The sequence below is a fragment of the Pseudomonas sp. LF020 genome (assembly GCF_053456425.1).
In genome coordinates this window covers 207,734-224,839 of record NZ_JBRFIX010000007.1, presented here as the reverse complement: position 1 = coordinate 224,839, position 17,106 = coordinate 207,734, and the positions used below count along the sequence as shown (strand labels likewise).

Sequence of the window (17,106 nt, the reverse complement as noted above, 5' to 3'; positions counted from 1 at the left end):
CGTCCCATGCGCCATGCCGTTCGCTCATCACGCTTCGTTTCGCTGTGCCTGCTGATCCTTGCCCCACTGTTCACCGAGACTGCCCACGCCAGCGAAGAACGGCAACTGGTAGCGGCCATCAACGACTACCGCGCTCACCCGCAACGCTGCGAACGCCGCCCGGTCCAGCGCCTGGCACCACTGGCGCTGAAATCGAATCTGGCACTGCCGATCGGCTATGGCTACGGCGGTGGCTTGCGGGAGACCTTGAAGTCCTCGGGGTATTCGGCGGTGGCAGTGCGCAGTATCCGCATTATCGGCGCCGGGGATGCCGCGGAAGCCTTTGAACAGTTGCAAAACAGCCATTGCACCGCGCTGCTTGACGCCCAGTACGCCGACATCGGCGTCAGCCGCTCCCGTGGTGAATGGCAAGTGGTGCTGGCGCAACCGGTGCTCGACAGCCGTGTCGGTGACAACCGCAGCGTCGGCAAAGCCTTGCTCGCCGAGGTCAACGCCGCCCGCGCACGCCCACGGATGTGCGGACGCCAACGCTTCGCCGCCGCCCGTCCGCTGAGCTGGAATCCCGCGCTGGGTGCCGCCGCACAAGGGCACAGCAAGGCCATGGCCTACGGCAACTATTTCGCCCACCGCGACCCAGACGGCGACCTCCCGGCGGATCGCGCCCGGGCGGCGGGTTATCGGGGGCGGCAGATCGGCGAAAACATCGCCGCCGGGCAGAGTTCGCCGAGCAAGGCGATGGCTGGATGGCTGGCCAGCCCCGGGCATTGCGCCAACCTGATGAACCCGATATTCACCCAGGTCGGCGCCGGGTTTGCCAGTGAGGCGCGCAGTGATGAAGGCGTGTACTGGACGATGGTGTTTGGTGCGCCTTGACTTTTGGGGTTGATGCGGCTGGCCCCTTCGCGAGCAAGCTCGCTCCCACATGGGTTCAGCGTAAACCGGACCCAATGTGGGGGCGGGCTTGCTCGCGAAGGGGTCGGTACGGACAACATCAATCACTCGGGCCGCCGCACTATTTGTAATCGGAAAAGTATGAAATCGAGACCTTCGCCGGATCTCAAACAAGCAATCCGGCGCTCTTCAGCAGCTCATGCAATCCCTTTGGAACCAATGGTCCGTGCTCGCTGAAACTTGCACTGTCATGCCAGCGGATGATGAAGGGAGCCCCGTCGCTTTCATGGCCATGAATTTGCGCACGTTCATACGTGCCAGGATCGGCAAACGTCGCATCGTAGACCTGGACAATCTCATGCCCCGGTTTGCCGTTGTAGACGAACAGACTTTCAAGTGTGCCGAGCAGTCGTAAGTCGGTCACGGACAGGCCCAGCTCCTCCTGGACTTCACGCACAATAGCCTCGGCACTGGTCTCGCCGAATTCGATACCACCGCCAACAGGCCGAAAACAGATTTGCTGGCTGACCGGGTCACGAAATTCGTTGACCAGAATTTTGCCGTTATGGTGAAAAACACAGATTGCGAGCGCGCGAATACGTCGTTCGTCCATGGGATGAGGTCCGTTTACAGATGTGAGGCGCAGAATTTAACCACGATTCGCGCTGCACATCTGTGGACGCCTAATGCAGCAGGCCACCTCAGACCGGAGAAATCGTCGCGAGCATTCCGATCAGAATGGTCAACGTCAAAAACCCACCCAGGAAAATCGCCATCTTGTTCATGCTGCTCTCCTCAATACCGAGCTTGCGGTGCACCGGGCGCTTCGGGATGAAGGACTGCCGCAGGTGACCGGACTGCAGGGCCATTTTGATCGCCTGACTGAACCGGAAACAGAGGCAGATCCAACAGAAAAATACGGATCAGATGCCCATCTGATCCGCTCTGCCCATAGCCCGGCATTCAGATCGGCACACGAAGGTTCGTAATCCGCCGCTTTGAACTAGAGTGATTGCCGTCGCGCGAAGAACAACAACAATTCCAGGAGTGGTCAATGTCCGAACTGAACCTGCAACCCAACGCCGCCGAATCCCTGAAATGCTGGCACGAGATGATCCGCACCGGCAATCTCAAGGCTCTGCCTGAACTGCTTGATCCAAATGCGGTGTTCCGCTCGCCCATGGCCCACTCGCCCTACCCCGGCGCGCCCGTGGTGACGATGATCCTCAACACCGTGTTCGACGTGTTTGAAGATTTCAGATACCACCGTGAACTGGCGACTGCCGATGGCTTGAATGTGGTGCTGGAGTTCAGTGCCAGGGTGGGGACGAAAGAGCTGAAGGGGATCGACATGATTCGCTTTGATGAGAGCGGGAAGATTGTCGAATTCGAGGTGATGGTGCGGCCGTTGAGCGGCTTGCAGGCGTTGGGTGAAGAGATGGGCCGACGGTTGGGAGCTTATTTGGCATCAAAGAAGTCAAGCTGATCCGTTTCGCTTTGGACATAAGCCCAAGTCAGCATGACTAAAATAGTTAACATAAAAATCCATAAAAAAAATTCGAACAACCTTTTTTCACAAGTATCAAGGATGGACCGGTGCATGGCGTATTGATACTATTTGCAGCCAATTTTTATCGAATACAACCGCAAAAAAATAGCGACTCGACACCTCAACATTCATAAAGGAATACTGAATTTGCAACCTAAAGGTAGCTTCATCCGAAAATTCTCCATGTTGGCAATGATATTGGGCTCACTTGCAGCTTGTACGTCTGAGCCTGCTACCAGCCCCAGCGGCATGGCAAAGTGTGCCGCAGGAGAAAACGGCAACGGTGGAATTTACCGCCCGGAAACAGCGCGCTGCGAGAGCGGCAAGATTGTCCAGAATGGCTTTAATTACTGCAAAAAAGGCGTAAATGGAAATGGCGGGGTCTACCGTCCAGAGTCAGCCAACTGTGAAGATGGCATAACAGTGGAAAACGGCTTCGAATATTGTAAGAAAGGAAGTAGTGGCGGCGGCGGCAAATACAATCCATCCACAATGAAATGCACCGACGGCAAAATTTATTAAACGACGTCCAAAAAAGATATATCGTCTTTAATCGTCGTAAATAGACATCAGCACAAATTCGCTTGCTGGCAGCATTCATAAAAAAGCCCACTGACCATTACCGGTTCAGTGGGCTTTTGCGTATCTGGCGTCTAGTTACAGCGCCATGTCACGTGCAGCATTTTCCTTCGGTGCTTCAGCTTTTTCAGCTGCAGGTGCGGCCGGAGCAGCAGCCTGACCAATCACCGGAGGGGTTGGCAGTTCGAGGATCTTGGCGGTGTATGCCCACTCTTGTACCACTTTGGCCGGATCGTTGTTCAGCTGAGTGCCGTAGCTTGGCACGATCTGGTGCAGCTTGGCTTGCCACTCAGGGGTGGCGACTTTGTCTTTGAAGACTTTCTGCAGCACGCTCAGCATGATCGGTGCAGCGGTCGACGCGCCTGGCGATGCGCCCAGCAGGCCGGCGATGGAGCCGTCTTGTGCAGCAACGATTTCGGTGCCCAGTTTCAGCACGCCGCCAGCGGCTTCATCACGCTTGATGATTTGCACGCGCTGGCCGGCTTGCCACAGGCGCCAGTCTTCGGCTTTGGCGTTCGGGAAGTATTCCTTCAGCGCGTTCATGCGGTCTTCATCCGACAGCATCAGTTGACCGGCCAGGTACTCGACCAGCGGGTATTCCTTGATGCCGACCTTGGTCATCGGCCAGATGTTGTGGGTGGTGGTGCTGGTCAGCAGGTCCAGGTACGAGCCTTCTTTGAGGAACTTGGTGCTGAAGGTCGCGAATGGGCCAAACAGGATGACGCGCTTCCCGTCCAGAACACGTGTGTCCAGGTGCGGAACCGACATCGGTGGTGCGCCAACCGAAGCCTTACCGTAGGCCTTGGCCAGGTGTTGCTCGGCGATGGCCGGGTTATCGGTCACCAGGAACGAGCCGCCGACCGGGAAGCCCGCGTATTCCTTGGCTTCAGGAATGCCCGACTTCTGCAGCAGGTGCAGAGCGCCGCCACCCGCGCCGATGAACACGAACTTGGCGTCGGTTTCGGTCTTGGTGCCGTCTTTCAGGTTTTTGTAGCTGACGCGCCAGGTGCCGTCGGCGTTCTTGGTGATGTCTTCGACTTCACTCGACAGCTTCAGGTCGAAGTTAGGCTTGGTCTGCAGGTAACCGGCGAACTGGCGGGTGATTTCGCCGAAGTTCATGTCGGTACCCAGCGGGCTCCAGGTGGCCGCGATTTTCTGATTCGGGTCACGCCCTTCCATCATCAGCGGAACCCACTTCTTGATCACAGCCGGGTCTTCGGAGTACTGCATGCCGGCGAACAGCGGGCTCGCTTGCAGGGCTTCGTAGCGCTTTTTCAAGAACTTGATGTTGTCATCACCCCACACGAAGCTCATGTGCGGCGTGGTGTTGATGAACGAGCGCGGGTTCTTCAGAACGCCTTGCTGAACCTGCCAGGCCCAGAACTGACGGGAGACCTGGAACGCTTCGTTGATCTCGACGGCTTTCGGGATCGTCACGTTGCCTTTGTCATCTTCCGGGGTGTAGTTCAGCTCAGCCAGGGCGGAGTGACCAGTACCGGCGTTGTTCCAGCCGTTGGAGCTTTCCAGGGCGACGCCATCGAGACGTTCGACCATTTCCATCGACCAGCTCGGCTCCAGCTCATTGATCCACACACCCAGGGTGGTGCTCATGATGCCGCCGCCGATCAGCAGAACGTCGACTTTCTTTGCTTCTGCAGCATTGGCGGACGACATCCCCATCGCCAAAGCCAGCCCGAGCAAGGCTGTGTTCACTTTCTTAAACATCCGTTGCACCTATGATAAAACGCCTTCCGCCCGCCGCTGTTATCTGTATGCGATCCGCTTTGATGACGCTCAGGCTCGCGTCGCAGATTCCGGCACACTTCAATTTTGACGGGTGGGCACACAAGGCCGACGTACCGCATCGACCTCAGTTAATGTCCCTTCTGAACTGACTTCTTATCATTATTGGCTTCAGCTACTTGAGCGACAGGGATTCCGTCAGCCCGCCCCAAAGGCAGGCAAACCGAATAAGGTCAAACCAAGTTGGCGCGAAGAATATCACGTCAGGGCAAACCCGCGCGTCTGTTCCCGACTTGAGAGTCTTTTTCCGCTGTGGGCGTTATCGGCCGATATGGGCTGAACATGATCCCGAAACCTGTGGTGGCTGGGCTGGCCCCATCGCGAGCAGGCTCGCTCCTACAAGGAATGGGCTGCTCGCGATGGCGGCGTTACAACCGAAACCGATCCACCGACAACGCCAACGCCCCCGCCAGACTCGACAGTTCATCGGTGGTATTGGCCGTCTGCCCGATCACTTTACTGTTGCCCTCGGACATCCCGGCGATCATTTCCACCTGATGGGCGATTTCGTTGCTGGCATGACTTTGCTCGCCGATGGTGCGGGTGATGTCATTGACCAGTTGCGTGGTGCTGAGGGTGGCGTCGAGGATTTCGCGAATCGCCCGTTCGACTTCAGCCGTGACCGCCATGCCCTTGTCGACCTGGGCCACGCCGGCCTCCATGCTGCTGACCGCCTCGCGGGTGCTGTGCTGGATGCGTGCGACCATCGCAGCGATTTCCTGGGTTGAGGCACTGGTGCGTGCCGCCAGGCTGCGCACTTCGTCGGCAACCACGGCAAAGCCCCTGCCCTGCTCGCCGGCCCGCGCTGCCTCGATGGCGGCGTTGAGTGCCAGCAGGTTGGTCTGGTCGGCGATGCTCTTGATCACCTGAATGATGTTGAAGATGCCTTCGGATTCCTGATCCAGCGTACGGATCACCTGCGCCGACTGTTGCGCCGAGCGAGCGATGTCGTCCATGTCGCTGACCACCTGATGGATCACCTGCCCGCCGCTCTTGGCCAGCGACTCGGCCTGATTGGCCATGCCCAGCGCGCGTTCGGCATGACGAGTGATTTCCTCGATGCTGGCGGTCATCTGGCTCGCGGCGGCGGCCATGGTGCCGGCCGCGGCGCTTTGCTGTTGACTGCTGTCAGCGACCTGATGGCAGCCGTGGCTCAACTGCTCGCTCATGCCGCTGACGCCATGGGCGTTGCGCCGAACGACGTCGATCATGTTGCGCAGGTCGCGCTGCATGGTCGCCAGACTGCGGATCAGCGTACTGGCCTCGTCCTTGCCGGTCGGCTCGCTGATCGGTTCGCTGAGGTTGCCGTGGGCAATGCTCTGCGCGATCTGGTTAGCGGATTTCAGCGGCCCCATGATGCTGCGGGTCACCCAACGCCCTTGCCCCAATAACAGCAACAGACTGGCGAGCAACACCACACCGAGGGCGATGTTGGCGTTGCGAATAGCGCTTTCAGTGGCCTGGCTGGTGTCACGGGTGTTGCTTTCGATCAGTTCGCTGAGGGCCGCCATCTGCTCTTCGAGCTGACTGAAGGCCGCATTGAACGTGCCCAGCTCCCGTTGCGCGCTGTCCGGGTTGTCCAGTGCCAGGCCGACAATGCGCTCGGCCGCTGCAATGTAGGTGTCCAGGCTGGGTTTTATGTGTTCCAGCGCAGACTTGATCGTCGGGTTGACCGGCAATTTGAGGTTTTCTTCCAGCACTTCGCGAAAATGCGTGGCGTGCTCGTTGATCGAGTCCCGCACCTCTGCGGCCGTGCCGGTACTTTTGCCCAGGCCGACCAGCATCGCCGAGTACACGTCGGCCCGCAGCGCGTCGTGCATCATGTCGGCTTCCATGTGATTGCGCAGCGCGGTCATGCTCACCGCGTTGTCGTTCACCGCTGCGGACATGCGCGTATTCCCCACATAGCTGACCAGACTCACGATCAGCGCCGTCAACAGACTGGTGGCAATCAGCAGCAGCAAACGCAATTTGATCGACACGGTGGGTTCCTCCCCTGAGGCGCGCCGGAATGCGCCTTTCAGGATTTCAGTTAAGCTTATTTGTGCAGATGTGCCGCTTCAGAGCGTTTCAGCAAGTATCCGCGTGTTCGAACGGAACTCCGGCAAAGGTCGCACCTCTGAGATTATGTAGTCCTTCCTTTTTGCTTCGCGCTTGTGGAGGAACATCGTCATGCGCAAGTTAGTGCTCATTTCTTCTCTCCTGCTCTGCCTCCCTGTCGGCTCGGCGCTGGCCCGTGTCGACGCCGGCGATGTCGCCACCTCGGCGGGCGTTTCCGCGTCGCTGTACTCGACCTTCAAGGATCACAAAATGGTGATCCCGGCGCGCGACGACCTGTCAGCGTTCGTCGCCAGCGGCGGGGCCATCCGTGGGGTTTATCTTGAGTCGGTACTGCAACAGGTGCGGCACGACAACCCCGGCCTCAATGCCAGCGATGAAGACCTCGCCAACGCGATTCTGGTGCATTACGAAGGCCTGAATCAGTAGTTGCCAGGGACGCAGCGGCCGATGGACGGCAGCTGAGGGCGCATAGGCAAAACCGTCTGACGGCCTCTATGATGGAGGCCATGACGACTCTTGCGCCTCCTGCGCCTTTGCGCTCACCCTGCCCGCCCGGCGCCTGCGATTGCGGGCGCGACGCGTTGCTGGAAGCGCCGGGCACGGATCTGCGCATTCTGCGCCTGACCCGCGAGCAGGAAAAAATTCTCCTCGCACGCCTGGAACAACTTAAAGACCTTGCGGACTTGCGGCATCTGCAAAAGCGCATGCACGAACAGTTGGGCCTGCGGGTGGAAATCTCCCCGGGCTTTCATGAAGTGCGCAGCATGCTCGGCATCGAGATTCAGATCGAGGCGCTGCCGGGACTGTGCCGCAAGACCCGCAAGTCAATCCCGGCGGCGATTCGTCGGGGCTTGAACAACCGCCCCGAAATCGCTTTCGAGCTGCTCAACGCTCACGACTTGCTGCGCGACACCTGATCATTTTTTCATGCCAACCCGCTTGCGCATCTCGGCGGTGATGCTCTGGCGGGTTTTCTTCAGGTCGGCCCACGGCTCATCGCCGACTTCGTTCAGACGCTCATGGACATTGCTGATGTTCCACTGATTGCCACCCTTGATCTCCCCCACTTCTTCGCGAAACAGCGGTACCGACACCGGCAGTCCCTCACGGGTGCGCGCCGCGTAGGCACAAATGGTGGTGGCGCCCAGGCCGTTACGCAGGTAGTCGATGAAGATCCGCCCGACACGATTTTTCGGCCCGGACACCGCGGAAAAGCGTTCCGGCAACAGCTTGGCCATGTGACTGACGATCGCGTGACTGAAATCCTTGACCTCGTCCCAGCAATGCTTGCGGGTCAACGGCACCACCAGGTGAATGCCTTTGCCGCCGCTGGTCTTGAGAAAGGCCTTGAGCCCCAGTTCATCCAGCACGGTGAGGGTCAGCGCAGTGGCTTCGACCATGCTTTTCCACGGCAGCGCGGGATCCGGGTCGAGATCAAGGACGAAGCGATCAGGCTTGTCCAGATCGATCGTGGTGGCGTTCCACGTGTGCAATTCGACCGTGCTCATCTGCACCGCGCCGATCAGTGCTTCGGCATTGTTGATCAGCATCACCGGTTGGCCGGTGACGTCCTTGTCCAGCGTGGTGATGCCGGGAATCGCCAGGCGCTCGGCGTTTTTCTGAAAGAACAGTTCGCCGGCAATGCCGTCCGGCGCCCGCACCAGCGCAACCGGGCGATCCTTGAGCTGCGGCAGAATCCACTCGGCGACGCTGGCGTAATACTCGGCCAGTTGCATCTTGGTGGTGCCGCTGACCGCATCGATCACCCGATCAGGGTGAGTGATGCGCACTTTGCCGCTGGCCAGCCCCAGCTGGGACGGCGCCGGTTCGGCTTTCTTCGGCTCAGCAGCTTTCTTTGATTCTGCAGCTTTCTTCGACGAAGCAGTTGTCTTCGACGGGGTGGCTTTCGCTGAAGTCTTCACGGGTTTCGCGCGCTCCTCGGTAATCGACCTGGCCGGTTTGTCATTGCGCAGACCATGGAACACGGCGTGACGTACCGAACCGTCCTTGGTCATTTCGGCGAACGCCACTTCTGCCAACAGATTCGGTTTGAGCCAGTGCACGCCCTTGGCCTCGAAGCCGCTCGGTGGATTGACCACCGCCGCCTTCTTGACCTGCAACGGCTTGAGCTGGGCCAGGATGCTTTTCAGTGTGGTTTCGTTAAAACCGGTGCCGACCTTGCCGGCATAGCGCAGCTCGCCACTGTCGCGATCGTGCAGGCCCAACAACAGCGCGCCGAAGGCACTGCGCGCGCCTTTCGGATCGGTATAGCCGACGACCACAAATTCCTGCCGATGCTTGCACTTGAGCTTGATCCAGTCGCTGCTGCGTCGCGACACGTAAGGCGAGCCGAGACGTTTGCCGATCAACCCTTCCATCTGCATCTGGCAGGCGCTGTTGAGCAGTGCGTCCGCCGTTTCATCGAAAGCTTCGGAGAAGCGCAGCAACGGCTGCTCATGCCCGCCGAGTACCGTGGACAACGCCGCGCGACGCTCCTCGACCGGCACTTCGCGCAGGTCGACACCGTTGAGGTACGGCATGTCGAACAGGTAGTACATGATGCTGGCGCTGCGCCCGGCTTCGAAGGCGTTTTGCAGCGCCTGAAAGTCCGGTACACCCTGCTCGTTGGTGACAACCACTTCGCCGTCCAGCCATGCGGATTCGAGGCCCAGCTCAGCGAGGGCTTGCGCCTGTTGCGGCAGCTTGTGCGTCCAGTCGTGACCGTTGCGGGTGAACAGTTGCACCTGATCGTGATCGATGCGCGCCATGATCCGGTAGCCATCGAACTTGATCTCGTAGCTCCACTGCCCTCCCGGTGCGCTGTCGACCAGCGTCGCCAGTTCCGGCTTGAGCTGCGCCGGTAGTTTGGCCTTGCGCGCACCGGTGAGCGTCCCGGACGCCGCTTTGCGCGGTTTGGCCGGGGCCTTTTTCACCGGCTTGACTTGCTCGGCGGCGAGCTTGGGTTTGCTGATCAGGGTGCGTTCGCTGAGCACGCTGTGCGGCTCGGCGCTGAGCACATCGTAGTCGTCTTGCGCGCGCGCGGCGCTGTCCTGATGTTTGATCAGAAACCAGTTTTCCTTCTTGCCCGGCATGTGCGTGCGCACAAGATTCCAGATGCCGGACAGCTTCTCACCCTGCAGCTCGAACTTGAGTTTGCCCTTGGCGTAAGCCTTGGCCGGATCCTCCTGCGGAATCCACACGCCACGATCCCAGACGATCACATCGCCGGCGCCGTAATGCCCTTCGGGAATGCTGCCCTCGAACGTCGCGTAATCCAGCGGATGATCTTCGACGTGCACCGCCAGGCGCTTGACCTTGGGGTCGAGCGACGGCCCCTTGGGCACCGCCCAGCTCTTCAGCGCACCATCGAGTTCGAGGCGAAAGTCGTAATGCAGGTGCGAAGCGTCGTGCTTCTGGATGCAAAACTGCAGCGCATGCTCAGTGGCCTTGCTGCGGCCACGGCGCCTGACCGCGGCCGGTTCCGACGTCGCGGAAAAGTCACGCATGCGGTTGTAGTCGTCAAGGTTCCTGGTCATGGCGCACCTGCCTTGTGTCAGCCAATGCGGGTCACGGTCAGCGCGACCACGGCGATCCGGTCCACGCGCTGGTAACCGGGGTTCAACAACTCTTCACCGAACACGTCGGGATCCAACTCGCGATAGGTCCAGCCGAATCGTGTCGAATCCAGTCGTGGCACCACGGTGTCGAAAAACGGATCGCGGCCATCGACCATCGCCACGCCGGTGTAGAGCAGCAACGAGCCACCGGGCGCCAGCCGATTGAGCGCCTGCTCGACGATGCGCAGCGACAGCCCGGCACCGAGCGAGCCACCGCCGTGCCGATAGGCACGACCGGCCGGGTCTGCCATGTACGGCGGGTTGGCGACAATCAGGTCGAAATTGCCTTCGGTGCACTGCAGTACATCACTGGCCTGCACCTCGACATTCGCGACCTCCGCCAATGCCGCATTGATCGCGGTCAGGCGCAGCGCGGCGGGATTGATGTCCACCGCCAGCACCTGCGCTTCACGCCGTGCGCGGGCAATCAGGATGGCGCCGACGCCGGCACCGCAGCCGATATCCACCGCGCGTTGAATCGGCGCGAAGCTCTGTTGCAGATGCGCGTGAATCAGCTGCGCGAAACGATAAGTATCCGGGCCGAAAAACACCGAATCAGCGGCATCGGTGGGAAAGCCGGAATGCACGAACAACAGGTCATCCAGGCTCGACCAGCGCACCCGGCTCTTCAAGCGGCCGTCGTAGACGTCAATCACTTGTGCATCCTGCAACTGCCGCTGTTCATCGGCGGACAGCAACCCCGGTTCAAACGGGCGCGACCAGCCGAACACGTCGCGCAGGGTATCGGCCACCTGCCCTTCGTCACGCTGGTTGACGCGCTGATGGGTCAGGGGCGTCGGCGTGATGAAACGGTAGCCGTCGGCCTGCAAGCGCCGGCCGAGCTGCAGCAGCGTCAGGTCATCGGCGGACAGTTGTTCTTCCTGATTCATGGAGATTTCCTTAGCGCAGACTGGATTTGAGTTCGATGAAGCGACGCGTCGCCAGCAGCCCCGCCGGGTGGGCATGGCGGGCCGGCGCCAGCCACGGGATCAGCGTCGCCATTTGCGCGTGTCCGTCCTGACCTTGCAGGGCAGACATCAGGCGCTGCACATCGGGATCGTGTTCAGGCACGGCGGCGTCCGGGGTGGCGACCTGACGGCTGCGCCGTGGTGCTTTGCGTTGCTCGGCCGGTGTCCAGTCACCCGCGATCCAATCGTGCAGCAGCTGCTTTTCATACGGACTGAACACGCCGAACATCGCCGCACCGTCGCCATCGATCAACTGCCAGAAACGGCTGGCTTGTGGATCTTCGTTGCGTTTGATCCAGCCCTTGTCCTGCATCGCCTGCAGGAAACCAGGCAATTGTTCGGGAGTGGCCAGCCACTGATTGACGGTTTTGCCTTCGAAGCGGCAGTAGTCGGAGTGCATGTGCTGACCGAACGGGCGCTTGCGTTCAAGCATCGCCAGCACTTCCTGCTCCAGGTCAAAACCCTCGATGATCGCGCGACTGCCCTGCCCCAGGTCGTTGAGTCGATAGCCCAGCGAAACACGGCGCAGGAATTCGTCGCGATCAGCTTCCAGTGGCAACAGGTCGAGCACCGACTGCACGGCTTTTTGCGCATGGCCGGTGCTGGCGTTATCGATGGTCACATGCAGGGTGAAGTAGTACGGATCGATGCCCAGCTCGCTGAGTTCATAGGCACTGATCAGCAAGTGCAGCGGCAATTGTTCGTAGCCGAGGTTGTAGCCGATCACCTCCGGCAACAAGCTTTCGCCACAGGCGCCGAGCGCCAGTTGCAGCGCGCCTTGCAAATAGCGCTCGTCAGCGATGGTGCTGGCGTCCTGCAGGCCGTGTTCGGCGAGCAATTTGCGGTAGATCACCACATGGTTTTGCGCAGGATTACCGTCGCCGAGTTCTTCCAGATAGGTGCACAGCAACCCGTCGAAACGCGGGTCGCGCCACTGCGGCAACAAACCGTACAGCCACGCGCCATCCACCAGTTTGGTCGGCGCCACGGCTTGCAGAAAGTACAACGCGTGAGCCTTGTTGCTGAAGAACTGGCGCGGTCCGCCGGCCTGGCGCTGTTTCAGGTAATCGGCGTACTGGCGGGCAACTTCCGTGCAGTGCCCGGCGACCCAGTTTTGCCACGCCGACGGATCCTGCGGAAGTTCTTCGGGTAACAGCGCGGCACGTTGCAACTGCTCGGCGAGAAAATCCAGCGCGAGGGTTTCAGGCGCATCCTCAAGCAACAGTGCCTCATAAATACGCCGCAGGTCACCGTCGGCAGTGATGGGCTGTTGCTGCGCGCTCGGCGCATGCAGAGGGGTCAGGGCAGTCATGTCAGTGTTCTCGTTCGGTAGGCCGGTCAGGGCGTTGTTTCACGCCTCTACAGCAGCAGAGCAACCGCTACGGATAAAAATTCAATCGACATGAAAATTGCCCTGACGGACGGAGCATCGCGGTCCCGGCACGGGCTGCCCGAGACCGCGATTTTTGACGGTATTTCAGACCTGACCTTTGGCCTGAGCCTCCAGGTGCACCTGCAATTGCGGGTCGATCTGCAACGCGGCAGCCAGTTCATCCAGGTAGTTGCGTTCGGCGTCTTGCTGATCGTCCACCAGAATCACGCTGACCAGGTACATTTCGGCGGCCATGGCCGGGTCGCCGTTGGCGGCCTCGGCCACTTCGTTCGCATCCAGCGGTTTGGCAACTTCAGCGTTAAACCATTGCTGCAATTGTGGATCGTCGGTGTGTTTGCCAATCTCTTCATCGATCATCTGCCGTTCCCGGTCATCGATCTCACCATCAGCCTTGGCTGCCGCGATCAGCGCCCTCAGCACAGCATGCCCGTGTTCCTCGACTTCGGGCCCGGCCAGCAGATTGGCCGTTTGCGGGATCTGTTGTGGCGCCGCCGAGGCCTGACTACGTTGCCAGGCCTGATACGCCTGGAACGCCATCATCCCCAGCGAGGCCAGCGCCGCATAATTGGTGCCGCCGGAACGACTTTGTGTTCCGCCGCCACCGAGTGCCCCACCCAGCGCGCCGCCCAATCCACCGCCACCGCCGCCAAGCAAGCCCCCCAGCAATCCACCCAAACCGCCCAGCCCACCGGACTGCGCCGCACTACCGCCGGGGCCTGCTCCGCCACCCAACAAACCACCGAGCAAGCCGCCCAGTCCGCCCAGACCTGCGCCGGCCGAGGCGCCACTTTGTTGTCCCGCCGAGGCCTGACCCCGTAGCAGTTGTTCAAGCAAATCGCTGGTGTTCATGATCTCGTCCTCAGGCATTGGCAATAACTGCGTCAGGCAACAATAGACCGCCGGCGCCGACGCGCCAGCACCGTTTGGCTGACGCTGACAGATTTCGCCGAGGTATTTTTTGTGCGGGCAGCTAAGATTCAAGGGTGGTGAACCTTATCCCGGCCAAACCGGTCGATAGCTGCAACCCCGACCCGGTTTGCCGGCGCCCTTTGCCCAAGGGTGATACCCGGCTTGCTTCATTTATCTGGAGAACGCCCCTGTGATATCGACCGTACACATCGCCAGGCTCAAAGCATGGGGCGCCCATGGTTTTACCGCGACCGGCGTGGTCACAGCCTTTCTGGCGACCCTCGCCCTGCTGGAGAACCAGCCGACCCACTGCCTGATGTGGCTGGGCGTGGCATTGATCGTCGACGGTCTCGACGGAGCGCTCGCGCGCAAGGTCAATGTGCAGTCGGTGCTGCCGAGTTTCGACGGCTCGATCCTCGATCTGGTGATCGACTACCTGACCTACGTATTCATCCCGGCGCTGTTCATCTATCGCTACATTCCCCTGCCCGACTACACCCTGCTGCTGAGCGTATCGCTGATTCTGGTGTCGTCGCTGTTCTGTTTCTGCAACGTCAACATGAAGAGCAAGGACAACTATTTCGTCGGCTTCCCCGCCGCGTGGAACGTGGTTGCCCTGTGCCTGTACATCATCGACCCGGGGCCGTGGATCACCTTTCTGACCATCATCGGTCTGGCGCTGCTGACCGTGACCCGCATGAAGTTCCTGCACCCGTTCCGCGTACGCCGGTTCATGCCGATCAACATCGCGGTGACGGCAATCTGGCTGCTGTGCAGCCTGTCGCTGGTACTCAATCACCCGGTGATCAATCCGCTGGTGATGGGTTTGTGGTTGCTGGCGTCGGCGTACTTTCTGGGGATCTGCATCTGGCGCACGGCGCTGGAGTGGTTTGAGCGGCCGCACCTGAAATAGCGCCAGACCTGCCAAACACGAATACCTGTGGGAGCTGGCTTGCCAGCGATTTCGTACTGTCAGTCGACATCGTTTTGACAGGACGGCCGCCATCGCTGGCAAGCCAGCTCCCACAGGGTTTGGCGGTGTTCCGCCATTCAGCGTTTGGTGATGACCACCTCCAGATACTCGCTCGGCACCACCAGCGACTTCTCTCCCACGCGGTTCGAGCGGGTCAGCAGGTCCGCCAGATCACTCTCCAGCGCTTGCCCGCTTTCCGGTGACAATGCCGCAAAGGCCTTGTGCACCGGCCCGTACCAGTGACGGAAAATGTCGATGAAATGCGCCGCCGAGCGATAGCGGAAATTGAAGGTGCGGCGGGTGACCTGCAGCAGAAACTCACGCTCATTGAAGTGGCTGTGCAACCACGCTTCGGTGCCCCAGTTTGACGGTGGCAGCGCCACGGCAGGGGGCGGGACGTGGCGCCCGAGAACCTTGAACATCTGGCCGACGAAACCTTCCGGCGTCCAGTTTGCCAGACCGATGCGCCCGCCCCTTCGGCAGACCCGCGCCAGTTCCGCCGCCGCAGTCGCCTGATCCGGGGCAAACATCACGCCGAAGGTCGACAGCACCGCGTCGTAGCTTTCATCGGCGAACGGCAATGCTTCGGCATCGGCGACCTGAAAAATCACCTCCAGATGCTCGGCCCGTGCCCGATCCTGTCCCCGCTCCAGCAGCGCCGCGACATAGTCGGTCGAGGTCACCTGACAACCACGTCGCGCCGCCGCCAGAGTCGCATTACCGTTACCAGCCGCGACATCCAGCACCTCCTCGTCGCAGTGCAGGTCGCAGGCCTCGGCGAGGTTTTCGCCGACGATCTGCAAGGTGGTGCCGATCACCGCGTAATCGCCGCTGGCCCACGCGACTTTCTGGCGCTCTTTCAGACCCGTCAGATCAATGGGGGTACTCATCAATCGTGCTCCGCAGCAGGTTGGAGGGCTTCACTCGGCCGTGGTCGGGTCAATGACCGTCATCACCCGCGCCACGCTGTTGGCTGGGAATCCACCCAGCCTGGCGTGCTCGCGCACCTGCTCTTCGTCAGGGGCGATGTAGACGCAATAGATCTTGTCGGCCGTGACGTAACTCTGCAGCCACTGCACCTGTGGCCCGAGTTCACGCAACACCTGGCAGGAGGTTTGCGATACGGCTTGAAGTTCTTGCGGCGACAGCTTTCCGGCCCCTGGAATCTCGCGTTCAATCACGAATTTCGGCATGGTAACCTCGCGTTCTTTTTATCAGTGACAAGGCCAGCAGTGGCCCTGCTCATCCACTATCGCGCCGAGGGTCGATGGCGTCCCTGCCAATCGTCCGAAGAGCCCGGAAAACCGCGGCCGGGCCGATGAATGGCGACTTTTTGTAAAGGCCTCGAGACACTCCGAGATTGCCATTGCATGGGGCAATCGGCTTTTATGCCTTCCCGTGTTCCGTGAATGGATTCCATCATGTCCCTGCGTCTTGAATGGCTCGTCGATCACCCACAGCACAGCGACACTTACGCTGCGTGGATTCACCGCCAGTTCGCCTACGAATATGCCGAGCAACCCTTGGCCGAATGGCAACGCGAGTTCGCTGCCGGCCAGAACAATGGTGACTGGTCGTGCCTGATTGCGCTGGACGGCGAACGTCTGCTCGGCGGTGCGGCACTGGCCCGGGCGGACCTGGCCCTGCGTCCGGATCTCGGCCCGTGGCTGGCATGTGTGTTTGTCCGCCCGGAAGCTCGCGGCCAAGGGCTGGCAGAACGGTTGATCGACGGCATCAGCCAGGCGGCGAAACAGCGTGGCTTCGCACGTTTCTATCTGCACACCCAGAGCAAGCAGGACTATTACGCCAAACGCGGCTGGACAGTGCTGGAGCGCTTTCACGCGTGGGACAACGAGCAATGGCTCATGGTGCGCGACCTGTGAGCCATTGATGTGTGCGGCGGTGACTGTCGATGCATCTGAGCACTCAGTTCTGGTTGTTGCAGCCGTCGGCGAATTTGCGGTAATCCAGCACCTGGGTTTTTCCGGCCGAATCCAGGTACGTCATGCGCGCATCGACAACGCCGCAGGTCACCGCGTTGTCCTCGGTCATCGACAGCACTTTCTGAATGTCCAGATGCGTGCCGTAGGTGTAGGTGTGCGGGCTGACATCGGCTTCGGCCCGGGCCGACAGGGTGCAGATGTTCAGGGCGGCGAACAGGCAGGCGGCGACAACGGTTTTGTGCGTCATGGTGGTTTCCTCAAGGCTTGTATGGGTTGAGCCGAGGCAAGCTGTGTGGGCCTCGATGGAGCCTATTTGAGGCGCGTGAGGTATCGCGTCTGTGTCAGCAAACGCCCGTTATCAATCGCTGTGTATCCCCGCCGCCCGGAGATACACAGCGATACAAAACCCCGAAAAAAATC

The 17,106-nt window shown here is 60.3% G+C and carries 18 protein-coding genes; 7 read left to right on the top strand and 11 right to left on the bottom strand.

Going from position 1 to position 17,106, the window contains the following annotated elements; genetic code table 11:
* Window positions 1-6 precede the first annotated feature (6 nt).
* Window positions 7-873, top strand: coding sequence for a CAP domain-containing protein (locus tag ACU680_RS18235; protein ID WP_448180173.1), 867 nt, complete (start codon window positions 7-9; stop codon window positions 871-873).
* A 184-nt stretch (window positions 874-1,057) separates the two neighbouring features.
* Here the strand turns inward: ACU680_RS18235 and ACU680_RS18230 are convergent, their stop codons facing one another.
* Together ACU680_RS18230 and ACU680_RS18225 are read right to left on the bottom strand one after the other, a co-directional pair.
* Window positions 1,058-1,504 (bottom strand): NUDIX hydrolase, encoded by a 447-nt coding sequence (locus ACU680_RS18230; RefSeq protein WP_448180172.1) that lies wholly within the window; start codon window positions 1,502-1,504, stop codon window positions 1,058-1,060.
* Between the two features lie 88 nt (window positions 1,505-1,592).
* Window positions 1,593-1,760, bottom strand: a complete 168-nt coding sequence (locus ACU680_RS18225) for a hypothetical protein (RefSeq protein WP_007962429.1) — start codon at window positions 1,758-1,760, stop codon at window positions 1,593-1,595.
* Between the two features lie 185 nt (window positions 1,761-1,945).
* On the opposite strand from ACU680_RS18225, the gene ACU680_RS18220 reads away from it, so the two are divergent.
* Together ACU680_RS18220 and ACU680_RS18215 are read left to right on the top strand one after the other, a co-directional pair.
* Window positions 1,946-2,377 (top strand): nuclear transport factor 2 family protein, encoded by a 432-nt coding sequence (locus ACU680_RS18220; RefSeq protein ID WP_448180171.1) that lies wholly within the window; start codon window positions 1,946-1,948, stop codon window positions 2,375-2,377.
* Between the two features lie 210 nt (window positions 2,378-2,587).
* Window positions 2,588-2,962, top strand: a complete 375-nt coding sequence (locus ACU680_RS18215) for a hypothetical protein (protein ID WP_448180170.1) — start codon at window positions 2,588-2,590, stop codon at window positions 2,960-2,962.
* A gap of 135 nt (window positions 2,963-3,097) precedes the next feature.
* Here the strand turns inward: ACU680_RS18215 and mqo are convergent, their stop codons facing one another.
* Entirely contained in the window at window positions 3,098-4,744 is a 1,647-nt protein-coding gene (gene mqo, locus ACU680_RS18210) for a malate dehydrogenase (quinone) (protein ID WP_448180169.1), read from the bottom strand.
* A gap of 446 nt (window positions 4,745-5,190) precedes the next feature.
* Window positions 5,191-6,804, bottom strand: coding sequence for a methyl-accepting chemotaxis protein (locus tag ACU680_RS18205; RefSeq protein ID WP_448180168.1), 1,614 nt, complete (start codon window positions 6,802-6,804; stop codon window positions 5,191-5,193).
* 190 nt (window positions 6,805-6,994) lie between these two features.
* Here ACU680_RS18205 and ACU680_RS18200 point away from each other — a divergent pair, with 190 nt between their 5' ends.
* Complete coding sequence (locus ACU680_RS18200; RefSeq protein WP_007962425.1) at window positions 6,995-7,309, top strand: DUF2388 domain-containing protein; 315 nt, start codon at window positions 6,995-6,997, stop codon at window positions 7,307-7,309.
* Window positions 7,310-7,377: 68 nt separating this feature from the next.
* Window positions 7,378-7,800 carry a hypothetical protein gene (locus ACU680_RS18195; RefSeq protein WP_115989453.1) on the top strand — a complete coding sequence of 141 codons (423 nt, stop codon included), beginning with the start codon at window positions 7,378-7,380 and terminating at the stop codon, window positions 7,798-7,800.
* Here ACU680_RS18195 and ligD read toward each other — a convergent pair whose 3' ends face one another.
* The 4 genes from ligD to ACU680_RS18175 form a co-directional block, all read right to left on the bottom strand.
* The gene (ligD, locus tag ACU680_RS18190; RefSeq protein WP_448180167.1) at window positions 7,801-10,419 is read right to left on the bottom strand and encodes a DNA ligase D; all 2,619 of its coding nucleotides are present in this window, start codon (window positions 10,417-10,419) and stop codon (window positions 7,801-7,803) included.
* A 17-nt stretch (window positions 10,420-10,436) separates the two neighbouring features.
* Window positions 10,437-11,390, bottom strand: a complete 954-nt coding sequence (locus ACU680_RS18185; RefSeq protein ID WP_448180166.1) for a methyltransferase — start codon at window positions 11,388-11,390, stop codon at window positions 10,437-10,439.
* Window positions 11,391-11,400: 10 nt separating this feature from the next.
* The gene (locus ACU680_RS18180; protein ID WP_448180165.1) at window positions 11,401-12,780 is read right to left on the bottom strand and encodes an iron-containing redox enzyme family protein; all 1,380 of its coding nucleotides are present in this window, start codon (window positions 12,778-12,780) and stop codon (window positions 11,401-11,403) included.
* Window positions 12,781-12,945: 165 nt separating this feature from the next.
* Entirely contained in the window at window positions 12,946-13,710 is a 765-nt protein-coding gene (locus ACU680_RS18175; protein WP_448180164.1) for a tellurite resistance TerB family protein, read from the bottom strand.
* 250 nt (window positions 13,711-13,960) lie between these two features.
* On the opposite strand from ACU680_RS18175, the gene pcsA reads away from it, so the two are divergent.
* A complete protein-coding gene (pcsA, locus tag ACU680_RS18170; protein WP_448180163.1) occupies window positions 13,961-14,683 on the top strand; it encodes a phosphatidylcholine synthase in 723 nt (240 codons plus the stop codon).
* Window positions 14,684-14,820: 137 nt separating this feature from the next.
* Here pcsA and ACU680_RS18165 read toward each other — a convergent pair whose 3' ends face one another.
* Complete coding sequence (locus ACU680_RS18165) at window positions 14,821-15,633, bottom strand: class I SAM-dependent methyltransferase (RefSeq protein WP_448180162.1); 813 nt, start codon at window positions 15,631-15,633, stop codon at window positions 14,821-14,823.
* Window positions 15,634-15,663: 30 nt separating this feature from the next.
* Window positions 15,664-15,936 carry a DUF4242 domain-containing protein gene (locus ACU680_RS18160; RefSeq protein WP_007962415.1) on the bottom strand — a complete coding sequence of 91 codons (273 nt, stop codon included), beginning with the start codon at window positions 15,934-15,936 and terminating at the stop codon, window positions 15,664-15,666.
* Between the two features lie 228 nt (window positions 15,937-16,164).
* Between ACU680_RS18160 and ACU680_RS18155 the strand changes: the two genes are divergently transcribed.
* The gene (locus ACU680_RS18155) at window positions 16,165-16,626 is read left to right on the top strand and encodes a GNAT family N-acetyltransferase (protein ID WP_448180161.1); all 462 of its coding nucleotides are present in this window, start codon (window positions 16,165-16,167) and stop codon (window positions 16,624-16,626) included.
* Window positions 16,627-16,669: 43 nt separating this feature from the next.
* Here the strand turns inward: ACU680_RS18155 and ACU680_RS18150 are convergent, their stop codons facing one another.
* Window positions 16,670-16,933, bottom strand: coding sequence for a DUF2790 domain-containing protein (locus tag ACU680_RS18150; RefSeq protein WP_007962410.1), 264 nt, complete (start codon window positions 16,931-16,933; stop codon window positions 16,670-16,672).
* Window positions 16,934-17,106 lie beyond the last annotated feature (173 nt).